This window comes from Janthinobacterium violaceinigrum (genome assembly GCF_009208555.1).
GTDB classification, from domain to species: domain Bacteria; phylum Pseudomonadota; class Gammaproteobacteria; order Burkholderiales; family Burkholderiaceae_D; genus Janthinobacterium; species Janthinobacterium violaceinigrum.
On the sequence record NZ_WFLI01000004.1, the window covers coordinates 37,235 to 53,733 of the forward strand.

The 16,499-nt window shown below is 55.2% G+C and carries 17 protein-coding genes; 10 read left to right on the forward strand and 7 right to left on the reverse strand.

All coding sequences use genetic code 11. The annotated features are described in order from the left end of the window. Positions 1-102: 102 nt before the first annotated feature. The 3 genes from GCN75_RS04485 to GCN75_RS04495 all read left to right on the forward strand — a co-directional run bounded on the left by GCN75_RS04485 (position 103) and on the right by GCN75_RS04495 (position 2,630). A complete protein-coding gene (locus GCN75_RS04485; protein WP_152281552.1) occupies positions 103-1,428 on the forward strand; it encodes an ATP-binding protein in 1,326 nt (441 codons plus the stop codon). Then, positions 1,425-2,069 (forward strand): retron system putative HNH endonuclease, encoded by a 645-nt coding sequence (locus GCN75_RS04490; RefSeq protein WP_152281553.1) that lies wholly within the window; start codon positions 1,425-1,427, stop codon positions 2,067-2,069. The genes GCN75_RS04485 and GCN75_RS04490 overlap by 4 nt, the downstream gene beginning before the upstream one ends. A gap of 225 nt (positions 2,070-2,294) precedes the next feature. Next, positions 2,295-2,630, forward strand: coding sequence for an FKBP-type peptidyl-prolyl cis-trans isomerase (locus tag GCN75_RS04495; RefSeq protein ID WP_152281554.1), 336 nt, complete (start codon positions 2,295-2,297; stop codon positions 2,628-2,630). A gap of 16 nt (positions 2,631-2,646) precedes the next feature. Here GCN75_RS04495 and GCN75_RS04500 read toward each other — a convergent pair whose 3' ends face one another. Together GCN75_RS04500 and GCN75_RS04505 are read right to left on the reverse strand one after the other, a co-directional pair. Beyond that, positions 2,647-3,123 (reverse strand): DUF2726 domain-containing protein, encoded by a 477-nt coding sequence (locus tag GCN75_RS04500; RefSeq protein WP_152281555.1) that lies wholly within the window; start codon positions 3,121-3,123, stop codon positions 2,647-2,649. 97 nt (positions 3,124-3,220) lie between these two features. Next, positions 3,221-3,934, reverse strand: coding sequence for a YjjG family noncanonical pyrimidine nucleotidase (locus tag GCN75_RS04505; protein ID WP_152281556.1), 714 nt, complete (start codon positions 3,932-3,934; stop codon positions 3,221-3,223). Positions 3,935-4,064: 130 nt separating this feature from the next. On the opposite strand from GCN75_RS04505, the gene GCN75_RS04510 reads away from it, so the two are divergent. Next, entirely contained in the window at positions 4,065-4,790 is a 726-nt protein-coding gene (locus GCN75_RS04510) for a pyridoxine 5'-phosphate synthase (protein WP_152281557.1), read from the forward strand. Further along, the gene (locus GCN75_RS04515) at positions 4,778-5,311 is read left to right on the forward strand and encodes a DUF2947 family protein (protein WP_152281558.1); all 534 of its coding nucleotides are present in this window, start codon (positions 4,778-4,780) and stop codon (positions 5,309-5,311) included. Before GCN75_RS04510 ends, GCN75_RS04515 begins: the two co-directional genes overlap by 13 nt. Before the next feature lie 15 nt (positions 5,312-5,326). Here the strand turns inward: GCN75_RS04515 and GCN75_RS04520 are convergent, their stop codons facing one another. Beyond that, positions 5,327-5,821: a DUF4265 domain-containing protein gene (locus tag GCN75_RS04520; RefSeq protein ID WP_152281559.1), complete on the reverse strand. Its 495-nt coding sequence runs from the start codon at positions 5,819-5,821 to the stop codon at positions 5,327-5,329. A gap of 120 nt (positions 5,822-5,941) precedes the next feature. Between GCN75_RS04520 and GCN75_RS04525 the strand changes: the two genes are divergently transcribed. Then, positions 5,942-6,358 (forward strand): GFA family protein, encoded by a 417-nt coding sequence (locus GCN75_RS04525; RefSeq protein WP_152281560.1) that lies wholly within the window; start codon positions 5,942-5,944, stop codon positions 6,356-6,358. Positions 6,359-6,362: 4 nt separating this feature from the next. Here the strand turns inward: GCN75_RS04525 and GCN75_RS04530 are convergent, their stop codons facing one another. The 3 genes from GCN75_RS04530 to GCN75_RS04540 all read right to left on the reverse strand — a co-directional run bounded on the left by GCN75_RS04530 (position 6,363) and on the right by GCN75_RS04540 (position 8,236). Continuing rightward, the gene (locus GCN75_RS04530; RefSeq protein ID WP_152281561.1) at positions 6,363-6,968 is read right to left on the reverse strand and encodes a glutathione S-transferase; all 606 of its coding nucleotides are present in this window, start codon (positions 6,966-6,968) and stop codon (positions 6,363-6,365) included. Positions 6,969-7,036: 68 nt separating this feature from the next. Then, positions 7,037-7,756 (reverse strand): Crp/Fnr family transcriptional regulator, encoded by a 720-nt coding sequence (locus GCN75_RS04535; protein WP_034779829.1) that lies wholly within the window; start codon positions 7,754-7,756, stop codon positions 7,037-7,039. Between the two features lie 264 nt (positions 7,757-8,020). After that, a complete protein-coding gene (locus tag GCN75_RS04540; protein ID WP_152281562.1) occupies positions 8,021-8,236 on the reverse strand; it encodes a hypothetical protein in 216 nt (71 codons plus the stop codon). Positions 8,237-8,312: 76 nt separating this feature from the next. Here GCN75_RS04540 and GCN75_RS04545 point away from each other — a divergent pair, with 76 nt between their 5' ends. Beyond that, positions 8,313-9,995 carry a methyl-accepting chemotaxis protein gene (locus GCN75_RS04545; protein WP_152281563.1) on the forward strand — a complete coding sequence of 561 codons (1,683 nt, stop codon included), beginning with the start codon at positions 8,313-8,315 and terminating at the stop codon, positions 9,993-9,995. Here GCN75_RS04545 and GCN75_RS04550 read toward each other — a convergent pair. Beyond that, positions 9,992-10,255 carry an oxidoreductase-like domain-containing protein gene (locus tag GCN75_RS04550; RefSeq protein ID WP_226941099.1) on the reverse strand — a complete coding sequence of 88 codons (264 nt, stop codon included), beginning with the start codon at positions 10,253-10,255 and terminating at the stop codon, positions 9,992-9,994. The genes GCN75_RS04545 and GCN75_RS04550 overlap by 4 nt on opposite strands. A 318-nt stretch (positions 10,256-10,573) precedes the next feature. Here GCN75_RS04550 and GCN75_RS04555 point away from each other — a divergent pair, with 318 nt between their 5' ends. The 3 genes from GCN75_RS04555 to GCN75_RS04565 all read left to right on the forward strand — a co-directional run bounded on the left by GCN75_RS04555 (position 10,574) and on the right by GCN75_RS04565 (position 16,493). Further along, entirely contained in the window at positions 10,574-12,115 is a 1,542-nt protein-coding gene (locus GCN75_RS04555; protein ID WP_152281564.1) for a DEAD/DEAH box helicase, read from the forward strand. A 999-nt stretch (positions 12,116-13,114) separates the two neighbouring features. Beyond that, positions 13,115-15,178, forward strand: coding sequence for a beta-glucosidase family protein (locus GCN75_RS04560; RefSeq protein ID WP_193317377.1), 2,064 nt, complete (start codon positions 13,115-13,117; stop codon positions 15,176-15,178). An 85-nt stretch (positions 15,179-15,263) separates the two neighbouring features. Then, positions 15,264-16,493, forward strand: a complete 1,230-nt coding sequence (locus GCN75_RS04565; RefSeq protein WP_152281566.1) for an oligosaccharide flippase family protein — start codon at positions 15,264-15,266, stop codon at positions 16,491-16,493. Positions 16,494-16,499: the final 6 nt, after the last annotated feature.

Below are 16,499 nucleotides of genomic sequence, written 5' to 3' on the forward strand. Positions count from 1 at the left end.
TATTTTGTGTAGCTGATGTGCTCGATGATGCTTGACAATCGAACGAAAATGTAGGAGACAGGGCTGATGATTAAGCTCGTCAAATTTTATTGAGGTAATCTAATGTGGGTTGAAGAATTAACAATCGAGAATATTAAATGCTTTGACAAACTGAATTTGAAATTTAGTTCGAAAGCAAACCCACGCCCGCAATGGGTAACATTGCTGAGCGAGAATGGGGGAGGGAAAACAACATTGCTTCAATCTCTCGCATTAATGCTCGCAGGGCCTGAATCAGCCTCGCAACTTCTTCCTCGTCCAATAGGTTGGCTAAATAATGAAGATGTGGCTGGGAAAATTTCTGTCAGATTGCACAAAGATGATAATGATTCAGGTAATTTTGGCGACCAAAAAAAGCGTGTTTCATTTGGATATACTCAACATATATCAGGAAGCAAACCCATCACTATCCGTTCAAAACAACATAATCAGCCGGGAATACATGAATCGCCAGACAGAGCTTTAACGTGGTTGCGCCAGAATGCTTTCTCTCCTCGTAGCGAAGGGTGGTTTGCTGCTGGGTATGGTGCGTTCCGGAGGCTTACACGTAGCAATCAGGTTATTGTTCCCACTCTTGATACTCCGAGCCGATATACGAACTTTCTGAGTCAATTTAATGAGGGCGAGGAATTGGCGGCTTTCCAGCAATGGATGATTTACTTGGATTATCGTGATGCAAAGCAAAAAGATCCGGATGCAAGACGGTTATTTGATTTGGGTGTTGCAGCGATTAATGGCTTGTTGCCAAAGGGGGTGAGATATAGCTCCATTGATGTCGAGGGGCGTATTTTATTTGATGTTAATGGCGTAAAAGTCTCAACTGCTGGTTTGAGCGATGGTTATCGTAGTATTTTGGGGCTTGCCGGAGATTTGGTTTGGAGACTTATAGCCGCTTTCCCGAATAGCAAAAATCCATTGGCAGAGAAAGGTGTTGTGCTTATTGATGAGTTAGATATTCATTTGCACCCGTTATGGCAGAGAAATATTGCTGAATTGCTGAGGAATCAATTTCCTTGCATTCAGTTTATTGTCACAACGCATAGTCCAATGGTTGCTGCAGGTGCAGGCCCAGATGCCTTGACCTTAAAGGTTGGTGGGGGTGCAGAGGCTGTCTTGCCAATTACGCAAAGTCTTTATTCTATGGATGTGGATAATATTCTTCGCTCAGAGGCATTCGGACTAATTTCCACTTTTTCGCCACAAACTGAAAAGAAATTAAATCGTTTTTCTGAGCTGCAAACTAAGCCGGTGCCACTTAAGAAAAATGAAGAAGAGGAGCTTAAGCAGCTGTCGCTCTTCGTTTCAGAAAATAATCCATATGGCGTGGAGGTTTTTTCAACTGATCTTGAGAAAAAGATTAATAGTTTGGCAAAGGTGCTCTCTAAGTGATAAAGGTAACGCGAACTCAAGAGCCTGCCTACTTAAAAAGTCGCGCTAATGGTTGGTTGAAAGATCTGCGAAAGGCTCGACAAAATAATGACACAGTTGCTTACAATAAGGCAATTGCTAAATATGCTTCGCATCATGTAAGAGATGCACTTGATAAAATGTTTTCAGGGAAATGTGCCTATTGTGAGTCGTTAATAGCTGTTGTTGCTACTGCTCACATTGAGCATTTTCGTCCGAAGCAAAAATATCCATCTTTAACTTTTACTTGGACAAATCTCCTACTTGGTTGTCCAACTTGCAATGATGGAGCACATAAAGGAACAAAATTTCCAAAAGCACGCGATAATGGGCCATTTATTGACCCAGCAACAGAAGATCCCTTAGATCATATTGAGTTTTTTTACGACCCCTTGTCTCGCCTGGCCCTTGCCAGGGCTAAGACGCTAAGGGGGCAATTGATGATAGAGACCTTTGGTTTGAATGTGCGTCCTGATTTGCTCCGCTTTAGGTCTACATATATTCGTACATTGCTTGCTATAAAGCCTGATGAGCTAGTGAATCCTGAATACGCAGAGTTGTTGGCAGATGCTAGAACCGATCGAACGCCATATCATGCTTGGATTCAAGCTTTAGCATTATAATTCTGCTCGAAAGTTTGCCTCAGTGCAGACTTGAATGCAGGGTTTTGCAAGCCTTTAGTCGGAGTGGGTAGAGCATGTGTCTCATAATCCGTGAGTGAAATGGTCGACTCACGGGAGACCCACCAGAATTTGCAGCAATAGATCAAGCCCCGGCGGGTGACTGCCGGGGCTTTTTTCGTGCTGTCGTACAATTGCGGCATTGCGATTGATGATGGATGAAACGAGATGACGGCTGAAGTGAAGATGGAAGATATCGTCGTGGGTAACGGCAACGCGGCGGCGCGCGGTGCGCTGATTACGGCGCACTACCGGGGCTGGCTGGAAGATGGCACGGAGTTTGACTCGTCGCACAAGCGGGGCGAGCCTTTTCGCTGCGTGTTGAGCAATAACAAGGTGATCCAGGGCTGGATTTTGGGCTTGCAGGGCATGCAGGTGGGCGGTACGCGCAAGCTGTGGGTGCCGGCGGTACTGGCGTATGGCGAGCGGCAGGTGGGCTTGATTCCGCCGCATTCCAATTTGGTCTTCGAGATCGAGTTGCTGGAAGTGCTGACGCGCGATTGATGTTTGGATGGCGCAATCAGGCCGATACGACTTCCGCTTTTTTCAGCAGCAGCTGTTCGATGTCGGCGCGCAGCGCCTGCTGTGTGGGGAAGGTGGCATAGCGTAAGGTCACGTAGCCGGCCAGCCTGAGCATGGCGTCGCGTTCCCTGTCCTGGCGTTCGCGGCCGGCGTGGCTGCTGTCGTCGAGCTCGATCACGGCGATGACGTTCAGTTGCTGGCTGCACAGGACAAAATCGGCCACCTTGCGATCGAAACGGTTTCTGTTCGCCCATCCCTTTGCCGTCACCAGCGCGGAAAACGCCACTTGTGCCAGCACCGTGCATTCCGGTAATGCCGTTTGCAGCAGGTGGTACATCTGTTGCTCGCGCGCCGTCATGACGGGTTTTCTGTGCAGCCGCAGCGGCTTACGGGACTTCGCGTTTCCGCGCATGGCCAGCATGGCAAAGAGCAGGAGCAAGGCCGCGATGACGAGCAGGATGGTGTAGGAAGGCATGGGCAGGCATCAGGATGGACGATGCCTGATGGTACGCGAACAGCGGCGTGTTTTCGTGCCGCTGCCGGCGTATTTCAGGCGCAGTCCTTGTTGAAGATCAAGCCTGTTTCAAGTTGATCTGCATCACGTCCAGTGCCGGCACGATGTCGTCCAGGCTGGCCACTTCATAGGTGGGGATGGCGGCCGAGGTATTGGCCATGCTGTCCGGGTTGAACCAGCAGCTGTCGATGCCGTAGCGGTTGGCGCCCAGGATGTCGGCGTCCAGGCGGTCGCCGATGATGATGGTCGTCTCCTTGCTGAAGGCGCGCGCCATGTCGGCCGCATATTCGAAGAAGCGCACGTCCGGCTTGGCGTGGCCGCACGCTTCGGAGGTGGCGACGAAGGAAATGTAGTCGCCCAAGCCGGAGGCGGCGATGCGGCGGTTCTGGATGGCTTCGACGCCATTGGTGATGATGCCCACTTCGCCGATGCGCGACAGGGTTTCGCACACTTGTTTGGCGCCATCGATGAGCACGACCGTGTCCGGCAACGAATCCAGATACAGCCGGCTGGCCAGTTCCGGATCGATGGCGATAGCGTTCAGTGCAAACGTCTTGCGGAAGCGCTCCACTTTCAGGAAATCCTTGCTCACGTCACCCGTCTCAAAACGTTTCCACAGGTCCACGTTGATCGCTTGGTATTGGGAAAACAAGCCGTCGATGCCGTCGCGCAAACCCAGTTCGTGCATGGTGTGCAGGAACGAGCGTTTTTCGGATGCCCTGAAGTCGAGCAGGGTATCGTCGAGGTCAAACAGGAATAATTTGTATTTCATGGCGTGTTGTTGAAAGCGTGGAACTTGTTTTGCATCGTAGCACGTAGCGCCGAGTTCGGTTGGCCGTGCCCTGCACGGGCGATCCGCTACAATCGCTGCAATACCTGTTGCCTTCATTCCATTCCTGTCCATGACCGATCTCTCCGTCAACGTCAATAAAATCGCCCTGCTGCGCAATTCGCGCGGCCGCAACTACCCCGACCTGCTCGCTTTTTCCGCGCGCTTTCTCGACCTGGGCGCCGCCGGCATCACCTTGCATCCGCGTCCGGACCAGCGCCATGCGCGCTACGATGATGTGGCCCCGTTGCAGCGTCTGTGCGCGGAGCGGGGACGCGAGCTGAATGTGGAGGGATATCCGGCGGCGGAATTTCTGCAGGTCGTGAAAAGCGCGCGTCCAGCGCAATGCACCCTGGTGCCCGATATGCCGGGGCAATTGACGTCCGATCACGGCTGGGACATCGAGCGGCATGCGGCGCTGCTGCGTCCCGCCATTGCGCAATTGAATGACCTGGGCATCCGCGTCAGCCTGTTTGTCGATGCTGACTACCCGGCGCTGGACTGGGCGCGCGAAGTGGGCGCGGCGCGGGTCGAGCTGTACACGGAACGGTTTGCCGAGAGTTATGGCAGCGAGCAGGCCGATGCCGTCTTCGATACCTATCTGCAAGCGGCGCGCCGTGCCCAGGCGCTGGGACTGGGCGTGAATGCGGGGCACGATCTTGACCTGCACAACCTGGCGCGTTTCCTGGATATTCCCGGCATCCTGGAAGTGTCGATCGGCCACGCGCTGGTGGTCGAGTGCATCGAGCAAGGCATGGACAAGGTGATGAGCCGCTACCTTGAAATATGTCGATCGTAGGGGACCTGGGCGATGACGCTGGCCGGCCGCTGCAGCCTGACCACGACTGGCCGTTCTTCGATGCCGATTTTTCCGTGCCGGCACAGATGCTGGCGCAGGTACAGGCGCTGACGCCCCGCGCCGCGGCGCTGCTGTGGACGCGCCATGTGTCGGCGCATCCCGTTGAAACGCATCCGATGCAGTTGCGTGAGGAACACCGCCTGCAGCCAACGATAGCGGGGCCGGAGTGGCTGGCCGAGTTTGACGCCGTTTCCAGCGAGCACCCGGCGCAATCGGGCCGCGTGGCCGCGTTTCTCGTTTCCCACTTTCAGGCTGCGGGGGCGGCACCCGTCTTGTTCATGGCCAGCCGAGAACTCGCCTACGCGTTGACACCGGCCGCGCTCGTCGCATGCTGGCCTTGCTTGCTGGCCCTGTCTGACGAGAGTCCCTTGCTGTACCAGCCGGCCACGGGCAAGTTCGTCTGGTGCCGGCCGCATGGGGCGCTGGCCGGTGGAGAGGACGGGCAGGAATCCGCGCCGTGAGTGCGTACGCAGCGATTACATTTCCACCCACCAATTGAGCAAGGTTTCATCGTCGTCGTCATCGAGGTTGACGTAGATATTGGCGAAATACCATTCCACGCCCGTCGCTGTGCGGAAGGCGTCGAAGGGGCCGTTGACGTTGTAGATCCCGTGGTGTCCCGGCACGCTGAAGGTGAGGTTGCCTTTGTACTGGCCGTCCATGGTGCCGCCCAGCTGGCTTTGCACGTCGCGTTCGAGCTGGTCCACTGCTTCTTGCGGCACGTCGTTGGCGTCGTAGATATGGATGCAGAAGTTGCCGCCGCGCTTCAATACTTCGGCGGGGGCGAGCGGGTCGGCGATGTTGACGATGTCGCCGCGCGCCAGGTTCAGGGTCAGGCCGGGCGAGGCCAGCAGTTCATAGACGTGCTCGTCAATCTGGCGTGCGGGCAGGGTTTCATACACGGGGCCGTGAGTGTTTTCGCCTGCCATTACGCGGATGTGCGGCAAGCCTTCGCAATTGATGTCTTCCATTCATTCTTTCATAGTGCCGGCGTCACCTACTGCGGGCTGCGCCAGGGTGGGTTTATGGCAATATTGTACCGGGTACGTGCCCGCTGGCCGGGTACGCAACAGTGCAAACGAGGAGAGGCAATGGAGAATGTGGTGCAGGCCGGTGGCTGCTTATGTGGCGCCGTGCGCTTCGAAGTGACAGGCGAGGGCAGCAATCCGCACAGCTGCTCGTGCCGCAATTGCCAGCAGCACACGGGCGCGCCCACTGTCGCGTGGGTGGAGTTTGCGCGCGATCAGGTACGCTGGACGGGCACGGCTGGTGCACCAGCAACATACCGTTCTTCCGGGTATTCGAGCCGGGCCTTTTGCACCGCGTGCGGCAGTTCCATCGGCGCCATTGACGATGCGCCGACGGTGGCCTTGCTGGTGGGCAGTTTCGATCATCCTGCCCGGGCGGCCTTTGCGCCCGCATGCCACTCATTTGACGATCTCAGGCCGCTCTGGTGGCACTTCGATGGGGCTATGGCCGCACCCGGGCCGGGCGGCGCAGGCAAGTAATCCTTCAGACGGGCGGCGTGGCCAGGAAGGCGGGCAGGGTTTCTGCCGAGCGCGTGTAGGCGTGCACGCAGCGATAGTCGGCCGGCTTGACGATATCGGGTGTTTCCAGCTGGGCGAAGCTCCAGCCGACGGCGATGGTCACGCCCGCCTGGTCGATACTGCCCGTCTCGCCAGGCAGGGGAAGCTGCGCGCACTCGTGTTCCAGCGCGGTCCAGGCGGCGTGCAGTTGCATGCCGACCCGTTCCAGCCATGGCGCGTGCTGCTTGTCGAGCGGACGCAGCTTGCGTTCGTAGACGATTTGCACGGCTTTTTCATAGGCGGCCAGCGCCAGGCCCGTCAGGCGCAATGCGCGCACGCTGTCGGCGAGGGCGGGCACGGGGGTGTCCGCACGCAGCAGCGATAGATAGTGGAGGATCAAGGTGGAATCCATCAGCACTTGCCCGTCGTCCAGTACCAGGGTCGGCACCTTGATGACGGGGTTGATCTCGCGTATGGCATCCATGTTGCGGAACACGGACAGCGGCAAGTGCTCGTAGGAAATTCCCTGCAGTTGCAAACAGATGGCGACCCTGCGCACATAGGGCGAGTCGAGCATGCCGATCAGTTTCATGGCCAGTCTCCGGGGTAGTCAGGAGTCTCCACGATACCCGCTTGCCTGTCCGCTGACCAGCGTCCTGCTTAATTGTGCGCGCTGATGCCGCTGCGGAACTGTTCAAAACCGGCGCGGGCTGCCTTGTAGCAATTGCCGGCGGCCGCTTCCAGGCCTTCGCGGTCCAGCACTTCGACGGTGCCGCGGCGGTACTGGATCAAGCCTTCGTCCTGCAGCTTGCGGGCCGTGACGGTGACGCTTTCGCGGCGCACGCCCAGCATGTTGGCCATGGTGTCTTGCGTGACCTTCAGCTCGTTAGACAGGGAACGGTCGAGGCGGTCCAGCAGCCAGCGGCACAGTTTCTGTTCGATGCTGCAATGACGGCCGCCCACCACGTTCTGTGCCATTTGCGCAAACATGGCGCTGGTGTAGCGCATCAGCAGTTGTGCCAGCGCGCCGCCCTCGTTGAACACTTCGCGCAGGAAGGCCGTTTTCAGACGGTAGCCGTAGCCAGCCGTCTGCACGATGGCCGTGCAGGTGGCGCGCTCGGCTTCGTACAGCACCACACCAGCGACGCCTTCGCGGCCGATGACGGCGATCTCGGTGGTGGCGCCGTCTTCCATCACATACAGCAGGGAAACGATGGCGTTGGTGGGGAAATACGTGTATTCAATCTTGCCGCCGCAATCGAACAAGTGCTTGCCGGCAGGCAGGGCGACTAGTTCCAGCTGGCAAAACAGGCGCTCCAGATCGGTGCGCGACAAGGCACGCAGCAATTCGTTCTGTTGCGCACCCGTGATGCTGATCATGGGCGTGGCGGGAGCGGCTTGCCAGTTGTGCTGGACGGCGGCGTGGTTATTCGTTGCTGGGGTCAGGTTGCTATAAGCTTTGTACATGGTAGGGCCTCGTCTTCTGATTTTGTTGGATGGCGCTGCGTTTCTGGCTTGCTAGCGTTGTGCTGAATCTTGTATCCACTATAAGACGAGGGGGTGCAGGCGGGCATCGGATGAGCCGACGTGCTTATGTAGGCTAGGAACATTGCCTCGTGTCATCCGACTCCTACGCCTGGTTTTTCATTTTTCCCCGCTTGGCAACCACCATGCCCGGGCAAAAAGACGGCCTGCAGCCATTTTCCGCGAACTTTGGCCGTCTGCCGCGATCAAACCAACCGGCGTTGAAATACGGTAGTGATAAAATGTTGCCTTGTGGAAATTGACGTGTGTGTCGGCAGGTGCCGCTGCTCTCGCTGCTGAACCTGGCCTTTCTGCTTCACCTTGCGATGCTTTCATGGATCGCCTCACTGCCCGTGCCGTGCATTTGCCGGCGGGTACCTGTCCAGTCCCGTTTAATGAAGGAAAGCAACGCATGAAATGGTTTTTTGATTTGAAAATTGCCACCAAACTGATCTTGTCGTTTGGCGCCGTGCTGCTGTTGACGGCGGCCTTGGGCGTGTCGGCGATCTTTTCCATGGCGCGTATCAATACCGCGTCAACGGACCTGTCCGCCAACTGGATGCCCAGCGTGCTGGCAGCCATGTCCATGCGCAGCGATGTCAGCGATTTCCGTCGCTGGGAACTGGCGCACATGCTGGCCGCGCAGGATGCCGACATGGCGCAGAATGAAACGCGCATGACGGAAACGCAGAGCAAGCTGAAGACGGACGGCGACAATTACCGCGCCCTGATTTCGGAGCCGGGCGAGAAGGAAGTCTTCGAGCGTTTCCTCGCGCTCAACGATGAATTCATGCGCCTGCATGCAACCATGCTGAGCCTGTCGCGCGAGATGAAAAAGGAAGAGGCGCGCGCGCTGGCCGTGGGGCCGTCGGCCAAGGTCATGGCGGACATGATGGTGACCCTGGATAAACTCGTGTCCATCAATACGGAGGGCGGCGCGCGTTCGAGCGCCAGCGCCGATGCCACGTATGCGGCTTCGCGCGCCAGCCTGATCGGCTTGCTGGTCGGTATCGTCGTCATCGGCATGCTGCTGGCGCTGTGGGTGGCGCGCAGCGTGGCCCGTCCGCTGATCGAGGCGGTCGGCGTGGCGCGCCAAGTGGCGGCGGGTGACTTGACCGCGCATATTGTTGTGCAATCGCAAGACGAAACGGGGCAATTGATGCAGGCCCTGAAAGACATGAATGCCAGCCTGCAGAACCTGGTGGGCCAGGTGCGCAGCGGCACGGACACCATCGCCACGGCATCGAGCCAGATTGCCGCCGGCAACCAGGACTTGTCGTCGCGCACGGAAGAGCAAGCCAGTTCGCTGGAAGAAACGGCGTCCTCGATGGAAGAGCTGACTTCGACCGTGAAGCAGAATGCGGACAATGCGCGCCAGGCCAATACCATGGCGCTGACCTCGTCGAGCATCGCCATCGAGGGCGGCAAGGTCGTCAGCGAAGTGGTGGGCACGATGGCGTCGATCAACGCATCGTCGCGCAAGATCGTCGACATCATTGCCGTCATCGACGGCATCGCCTTCCAGACCAATATCCTGGCTCTGAATGCGGCCGTCGAGGCGGCGCGCGCGGGCGAGCAGGGACGCGGCTTTGCCGTCGTCGCCACGGAAGTGCGCAACCTGGCGCAACGCTCGGCTGCGGCAGCCAAGGATATCAAGGTCCTGATCGGCGATTCGGTCGAGAAAGTCGAAGCGGGATCGGCACTGGTGGACCAGGCGGGCCGCACGATGGATGACATCGTTGCCAGCATCACCCGCGTGACGGACATCATGAGCGAGATCACGGCCGCCAGCAGCGAGCAGAGCGCCGGCATCGAGCAGGTCAACCAGGCTATCGCCCAGATGGACCAGGTGACGCAGCAAAATGCGGCCCTGGTGGAAGAGGCGGCCGCGGCGGCCGAATCGATGCAGGAGCAGGCCGCCAGCCTGAGCGCCGTGGTCAGCATCTTCAAGCTCAACGCTGCCAGCGCCGCCGCGAGCGTGCCGCGCGCGCCTGCCAAGGCTGTCAAGGCGCCCGCAGCGGTGGCGCCGGCGCCCCGTCAATTGGCCGCCACGCCGCGCAGCACGGCGCCAGTGGATGAGTGGGAAAGCTTTTAAGGGCGCTTGCGCGGTTTTTTGATGGCTGGAGTGGCGGGCGCGGCAGCGGCTTGCTGGCGCTGCTGCCATGCCCTCAGGGCCGCTTCGTAGGCGGCCAGGTCTTCCTGATACATTTCCAGCACGCAAAAGGTGCAACCGCTGCGGCAGCACTCGTCATTGTCCGGTTTCCTGGGCGCTTGCGGTTGCGGATCGTGGGGTAAAGGCGGGGTGGGCATGGTGAGGGCAGGGGGCGGCGGAGCTGGCATCGGAGCAGGCATCATACGGCATCCTGCCGTGCCTTTGCTGGAACGCTTTTTGCTCAAAAATCACGGTTTCCGTGTACAGTTGCGGTGAATTAGGGTATCGTTTACAGCACTGATATTGTATCTTCTGCGCGCGATGTTCCGCCGGCGCGATCTCCGCCGCCATCGCAGCACACCTCTTCGACGCTCCCGCATACGCCGTTCAGCATGTCCCGGAGCGCGCAGGTGCCGCAAGAACGATGATCCATGGCTTGCAAGACGGAGCTGCCTGTGCCCCGAAATGTTGTTTATTGAGAAAGCATGGCTTCCGCAGTGCGGAGGCACACCAGAAAATTTATGTCTGAAACCGAATCGACTCCTACGCCCAGCCCGGCGATTACCCCTGAAGCGGCGCCTGCCGCCGCCCCTGCACCTGCCGCATCCGCTGCTCCCGCCCTGACTTTTGCCGACTTCGGCCTCGCGCCTGAAATCCAGCGCGCCCTGACCGAGCAAGGCTACACCCACCCGACACCGATCCAGGAACAAGCGATTCCCGTCGTGCTGCAAGGCCGCGATGTGATGGGCGCCGCGCAAACGGGTACGGGCAAGACGGCGGGTTTTTCCTTGCCGATCATCCAGTTGTTGCTGGCGCATGCCAGCAGCAGCATGTCGCCAGCGCGCCACCCGGTGCGCGCGCTGATCCTGACGCCGACCCGTGAACTGGCGGTGCAGGTGGCCGAAAACGTCAAGGCCTACGCCAAGCACACGCCGCTGCGCTCGACCGTCGTCTTCGGCGGCATGGACATGAAGCCGCAAACCGTCATCCTGCGCGGCGGCGTGGAAATCGTTATCGCCACGCCTGGCCGCTTGCTCGACCATATCGAGCAAAAGAACATCAGCCTGAGCCAGGTGCAGATGCTGGTCATGGATGAAGCGGACCGCATGCTGGACATGGGTTTCCTGCCGGACTTGCAGCGCATCATCAACTTGCTGCCGAAGCAACGCCAGAACCTGATGTTCTCGGCCACGTTCTCGCCAGAAATCAAGAAGCTGGCTGCGACCTTCCTCAACGATCCGCTGACGATCGAAGTGGCGCGCAGCAACCAGACGGCCGACAAGGTCACGCAGGTGGTCTACAAGGTGCCGGAAGACCAGAAGCATGCACTGGTTGCCCATCTGCTGCGCCAGCGCGACCTGAAGCAGGTCATCGTGTTCTCCAACACCAAGATCGGCGCTTCGCGCCTGGCCCGCGTGCTGGAACAGGAAGGCATGAGCGCTACGGCGATTCATGGCGACAAGAGCCAGCAGGAACGCATGGCGGCGCTGGAAGCGTTCAAGAAGGGCGAGATCGACGTGCTGGTGGCCACCGACGTGGCGGCGCGCGGCCTCGATATTTCCGACTTGCCTTGCGTCATCAACTTCGACTTGCCGTACAACGCGGAAGACTATGTGCACCGCATCGGCCGTACGGGCCGCGCGGGCGCTTCGGGCGACGCCATTTCGATCTATTCGGATAAAGACGAGCGCTTGTTGGCCGATATCGAAAAACTCATCAAGCAAAGCATCAAGCGCGGTGAACTCGCCGGCTTCAATCCGGCACCCGCCCGCAGCAGCGACAGCGAGCGCCGTCCGCCGCGCCGCAGCGAAGGTGGCGAGGCGCGTCCTGCACGCGCTCCCGAGAGCCGCCATGCGGGCGACAGCCGCGACAGCCGTTCCGCCGAGCGCGGCACGCGTCCAGCCTTTGGTCCCGGCGCCCGTCGCGAAAAGACCGATCCCTGGTTCCTGAAGCCATATGAGCCTGCCAAAGCGGCAGCCCCGGCGGCGGCCAGCATGGCGCCAGTCGTGGCCAAGCCGAAGCAGAAAGTGGCGGCCTTGCTGGGTGGATTGTTGAAGAGCTGATATCTTTTGGAGCCGTATTTCCATACGGCTATTCCATTGAGTTCCTTTTTGTCCTCATTTTATGTGGGTAGTGGCAGGAAAGAGTGGCTTTGCTATATTTTCCTGCCAAATCGATTTGCAGCGCCTAATAGCACCGTGGTAAGCGCAGTGAGCTGTAGCAGAGAAGCGCAGCTGTGCGAATGTACTGAGCCGTCGAGACAGTGAGCGTCGCTGGCCGCAAACCGCGACGCGCAGCCGGTTTGAATGGTGTTCCAGCCACTTTCAGCTTTCTGCCTATGCGCCACCTGAGTCCTGCATTTTCTGCATGGATTGTTTGCGCTGGCGCCAACCCACTTTGTAACAAATATATCCAATTGTAAGATTTATCTTTACGTGTGCTAATCATGTTTATCCTGCATGATATTATGCGTGTAGTATGACTTGCACCTCAACAATTTCATTTATGATAACTTTTATCAATAATTCCTGTCATTATATTTCAGTATTTTATTGATATTATTGAGATTCTATTTTTAAGTTTTTATTGTTTATGTGTTTTTCTTGCCTCTTTGAAAATGATGCAATAATGTAAAGCGCTTGTGGTCGGAGTTTGTATTTTCGTATAAAATGTCAAGCCCTTCAATTCTGAGGTTTTTGTCAAGGGTGAGCAGCGACGTTTCAATGATTTGCACGCCCTTATGTTCCTCATGTTGCTTCCGTTACCCGCTTCGAGACCTGCTATTTATTCCCGCTCTGAAGCTATTTTTTATTGAAATTCGAAAGAGCAACGAGTACTTGAAATGCCGTCATCGGAGGACATCGCGTGAGATTGAGTTTTCACGTGTATTGCCAATACTAATAATAGAAAAGGGTTAAACAACAATGCAGTCCTCGGGTTTTTCTTCGTCAGCCGTTTTTTTTATTGCTACCTTTCTCCTGGGGTGTGGCAACAATAATGCTGAAGTTCCTCGCGTGGCGGAAGGGAGCCCTGATGCTCGGGCTACCGCTCTGGTACAGAAAATGACGCTGGAAGAGAAAATCCAATTGGTCCATGGGGTCGGGCCCGGCGCCTCGCCGTTGAATGGAGCGGGCTATATTCCTGGTATCAAGCGCCTTGGTATTCCAGATATCAACATGGCGGATTCATCGACCAGCGTCCGGGTTGCCAATGTGAATGCGACGGTGATGCCATCGACATTGGCCCTCGCTGCCAGCTGGGATCGGGAGATGGCATTTGAGTACGGCGCTTTAATCGGGCGAGAGTTACGGACGTTGGGCTTCGCTGAGGGGCTTGGGGGCGGCATTAACTTGATCCGGGAGCCAAGGAACGGTCGTACTTTTGAATATTTGGGCGAGGATCCCGTACTGGCTGGGTATCTTTTGGCTCAGCGCACGCTAGGTACGCAGCAGCAGAAGGTTATCGCTACGGTCAAGCATTTTGCATTGAATAACCAGGAAACAAACCGGTTTACTTCGGACTCGGTGGTCGATGAGCGGACTATGCGGCAACTATACCTGCTCGGATTTGAAATAGCGATCAAGGATGGGCAGCCTGGTAATGTCATGTGTGCTTATAACTATGTCAATGGAGTCAAGGCATGTGAAAATTCTTATCTCCTGAATTCCGTGTTGAAAAATGAATGGGGATTCAAGGGATACGTGCAGTCCGACTGGAGTTTCGCTGTCAGTGATACCGTGAGGGCGGCTAACGCTGGATTGGATGAAGAGCAACCAGGCTCGCTGGATGATGCTGTAGGCGCTGGTGGAGAGCCTACGTACTTTAATCAGAAACTGAAATCTGCAATTACTGCTGACCTCGTCTCCATGAGCAGGCTGGATAATATGGTGACACGGAAGCTGCGAACGCTGTTTCAGGTCGGCATTATGGACTCTCCACCCGTTCCTGGTGGCATCATAAATCGCGCCGATGGACGTACAGTCGCCAAAAAAGTGGCCGACGCTTCTATTGTTTTGTTAAAAAATCAAGGCGGAAATGGTGAGGCCAAAAGACTTCTTCCGCTTGATAGCAAGGCTGTCAAATCTATCGTCGTCATCGGTGCGCACGCTTCTGTTGGCGTAATGGCAGGAGGTGGCTCCGGTGGTCCTTTTGCCTCAGTGAACAATCCTGTGGCCTGCTTATTGCCTGAAAAAATGTTTTCGGAGTGTGCTCCATATTCGTCCTCATCTCCATTGCAGGCAATCAAGGCCAAGGCTGGGCTTGCTCAAGTTCGTTATTTTGATGGCAATGATAGTCGTGCGGCCTCGGATGCCGCGGCGACTGCTGACGTGGCAATTATTTTTGCTTCACAGTTCAGCGGCGAAGGGCGGGATCTGGTTTCGTTGGCGTTGCCTGACCAGCATACCGATCCCGCCAATCAATCTTACGATCAACGCGCATTGATCGAGGCTGTGGCGAAAAAGAATCCTCGTACTGTGGTCGTACTGGAAAACGGTACCGCAGTGACTATGCCATGGCTGAATAGCGTTTCTGCGGTGCTGGCTTCGTGGTATCCAGGAGATAGCGGAGGCGAGTCTATCGCTGATATCTTGTTTGGTGATGTTAACCCCTCGGGGAAGTTACCTATTTCTTTCCCCAAGATGGAACAAGATTTACCTCAGAAAAATATTTCATCAAGCAATTTAAGTGTCAGATATAACGAAGGGCTGATGATGGGGTATCGATGGTACGATCATCACAAGATTGAACCATTGTTCGAATTTGGTTACGGATTGTCATACACCAGCTTTGATTATACGGATCTGAAAACTGAATTAGCTCAGAATGGTGACGTGAAGATCAGCTTTAGTCTGAAAAATACTGGCAGTCGCAGCGGCGCTGAAGTCATGCAAATTTATGCATCCATCCCCTTCGATGGTGAACCGCCGCAGCGTCTGGTAGGGTGGGAGAAGGTGCATTTGCAGAGCGGCCAGCAACGAACTGTGGAGTTGACAATTGCGCGGGAGCGTTTGCAGGTATGGGATGCACTAAAGCGGCAATGGTTTATACCCAAAGGCAATTACGAGTTTCGTGTCGCAAATTCATCAAGAGCCCGTAATATATTACGCAACACTAAGTCATTATAAATAGAGTGATTTTCTAGTGTTGATGATTCGGCTTTGCATTTAGAAAAATAAAATTAATGATTTCTTTTTTTTACGGGGATTGGATGTGATTTCCCGACAGAAGTTGAATGTTGTATACCTTATGGGGAATCAGGGCGTTAATTATTTGATGCCGCTTTTGGTTTTCCCATTTTTGATGCATACGTTGGGGCCATTGAAATTCGGTATTCTTAGTTTTTCTTTGGCTACAATGCAGTTTTTGATCTTGTTGACCGACTTTGGTTTTAATTATAGCGCGACAAAAAGTATTTCAATAGCGGGAAAAGACAAGCGTATTATTTCGGATGTCTTTTTTCGCACCATGTGGGCGAAAGCAATACTAAGTGTCATTTCATTATTTGTGATGCTGTTTTTGATTGTGGTATTTGATGCTTACAGTGCAATCAAAGAGTTGCTTTTTATAAATTTTATAGCGGTAATTGGCACAGTAATATACCCTATTTGGTTATTTCAAGGGCTGGAAAAGATGGGTTCGATTACCGCTTTTTCCATCTTGTCACGTGCATGCGTATTGATATCATTTTATTTCTTGGTGAACGGCGAAGGCGACATCAATATGGCGATGTTCTTGCTGGCTGTTCCTAATGTACTGGCCGGAATATTTGCGATCTTGACGATATATCATGAACGTCTTGTGTTTTGGGTGAAATTTTCATTTCTGGAAATCCGGAAATCATTTTTGGAAGGTGTCCAGGTATTTTCATCGACACTGTTAACCAGTATGTATACGCTGATGACGCCGGTAGTAGTCGGATTTGTTGCCGGACCGGAATCGGTCGGCTACTTGAATGTCGCAAATACCGTCAAGCAGGCGGTGTGTGGATTATTTTCTCCCATTTTGCAAGCATATTTCCCCAAAGTGAACGCCTTATATATTGATAAGCCGGAGGTGTCTCGAGCGCTGGCGACAAAGATATTAAAGTGGATGGCATTGATGCTGCTTGTGATTTCTTTGGTTTTATTTTTTATATCGGAAATTCTCATTGAAAAAGCATTTGGAGTGAAGTATTTGGCTGCTATCCCGGCATTAAAAGTGCTTGCCTTTGCACCACTTTTTATTCTGATAAATTCGGTGATGGGATTGTTGTTCATGATTCCTCGCGGCGATATGAAAGGTTATCTGGGATCGATTTTTTCTGGAGCAGCAGTGAGTTTGGTAATTGTGGCGCCGGCGGCATACTATCTCAAAGAAACGGGTGGCGCTGTGACATTGCTGGCGGTAGAACTGGTAGTGGGCATCTGTATGGCATTACGCATACGCAGTTATAAAAATTAGGAATTA

Bases quoted from the DNA above. Each gene is read 5' to 3' on its own strand.
- GCN75_RS04485 (WP_152281552.1), top strand. From the start codon at position 103: ATGTGGGTTGAAGAATTAACAATCGAGAATATTAAATGCTTTGACAAA.
- GCN75_RS04495 (WP_152281554.1), top strand. From the start codon at position 2,295: ATGACGGCTGAAGTGAAGATGGAAGATATCGTCGTGGGTAACGGCAAC.
- GCN75_RS04500 (WP_152281555.1), bottom strand. From the start codon at position 3,123: ATGCCTTCCTACACCATCCTGCTCGTCATCGCGGCCTTGCTCCTGCTC.
- GCN75_RS04505 (WP_152281556.1), bottom strand. From the start codon at position 3,934: ATGAAATACAAATTATTCCTGTTTGACCTCGACGATACCCTGCTCGAC.
- GCN75_RS04510 (WP_152281557.1), top strand. From the start codon at position 4,065: ATGACCGATCTCTCCGTCAACGTCAATAAAATCGCCCTGCTGCGCAAT.
- GCN75_RS04515 (WP_152281558.1), top strand. From the start codon at position 4,778: ATGTCGATCGTAGGGGACCTGGGCGATGACGCTGGCCGGCCGCTGCAG.
- GCN75_RS04520 (WP_152281559.1), bottom strand. From the start codon at position 5,821: ATGGAAGACATCAATTGCGAAGGCTTGCCGCACATCCGCGTAATGGCA.
- GCN75_RS04525 (WP_152281560.1), top strand. From the start codon at position 5,942: ATGGAGAATGTGGTGCAGGCCGGTGGCTGCTTATGTGGCGCCGTGCGC.
- GCN75_RS04530 (WP_152281561.1), bottom strand. From the start codon at position 6,968: ATGAAACTGATCGGCATGCTCGACTCGCCCTATGTGCGCAGGGTCGCC.
- GCN75_RS04535 (WP_034779829.1), bottom strand. From the start codon at position 7,756: ATGATCAGCATCACGGGTGCGCAACAGAACGAATTGCTGCGTGCCTTG.
- GCN75_RS04540 (WP_152281562.1), bottom strand. From the start codon at position 8,236: ATGAAAGCATCGCAAGGTGAAGCAGAAAGGCCAGGTTCAGCAGCGAGA.
- GCN75_RS04545 (WP_152281563.1), top strand. From the start codon at position 8,313: ATGAAATGGTTTTTTGATTTGAAAATTGCCACCAAACTGATCTTGTCG.
- GCN75_RS04550 (WP_226941099.1), bottom strand. From the start codon at position 10,255: ATGATGCCTGCTCCGATGCCAGCTCCGCCGCCCCCTGCCCTCACCATG.
- GCN75_RS04555 (WP_152281564.1), top strand. From the start codon at position 10,574: ATGTCTGAAACCGAATCGACTCCTACGCCCAGCCCGGCGATTACCCCT.
- GCN75_RS04560 (WP_193317377.1), top strand. From the start codon at position 13,115: ATGACGCTGGAAGAGAAAATCCAATTGGTCCATGGGGTCGGGCCCGGC.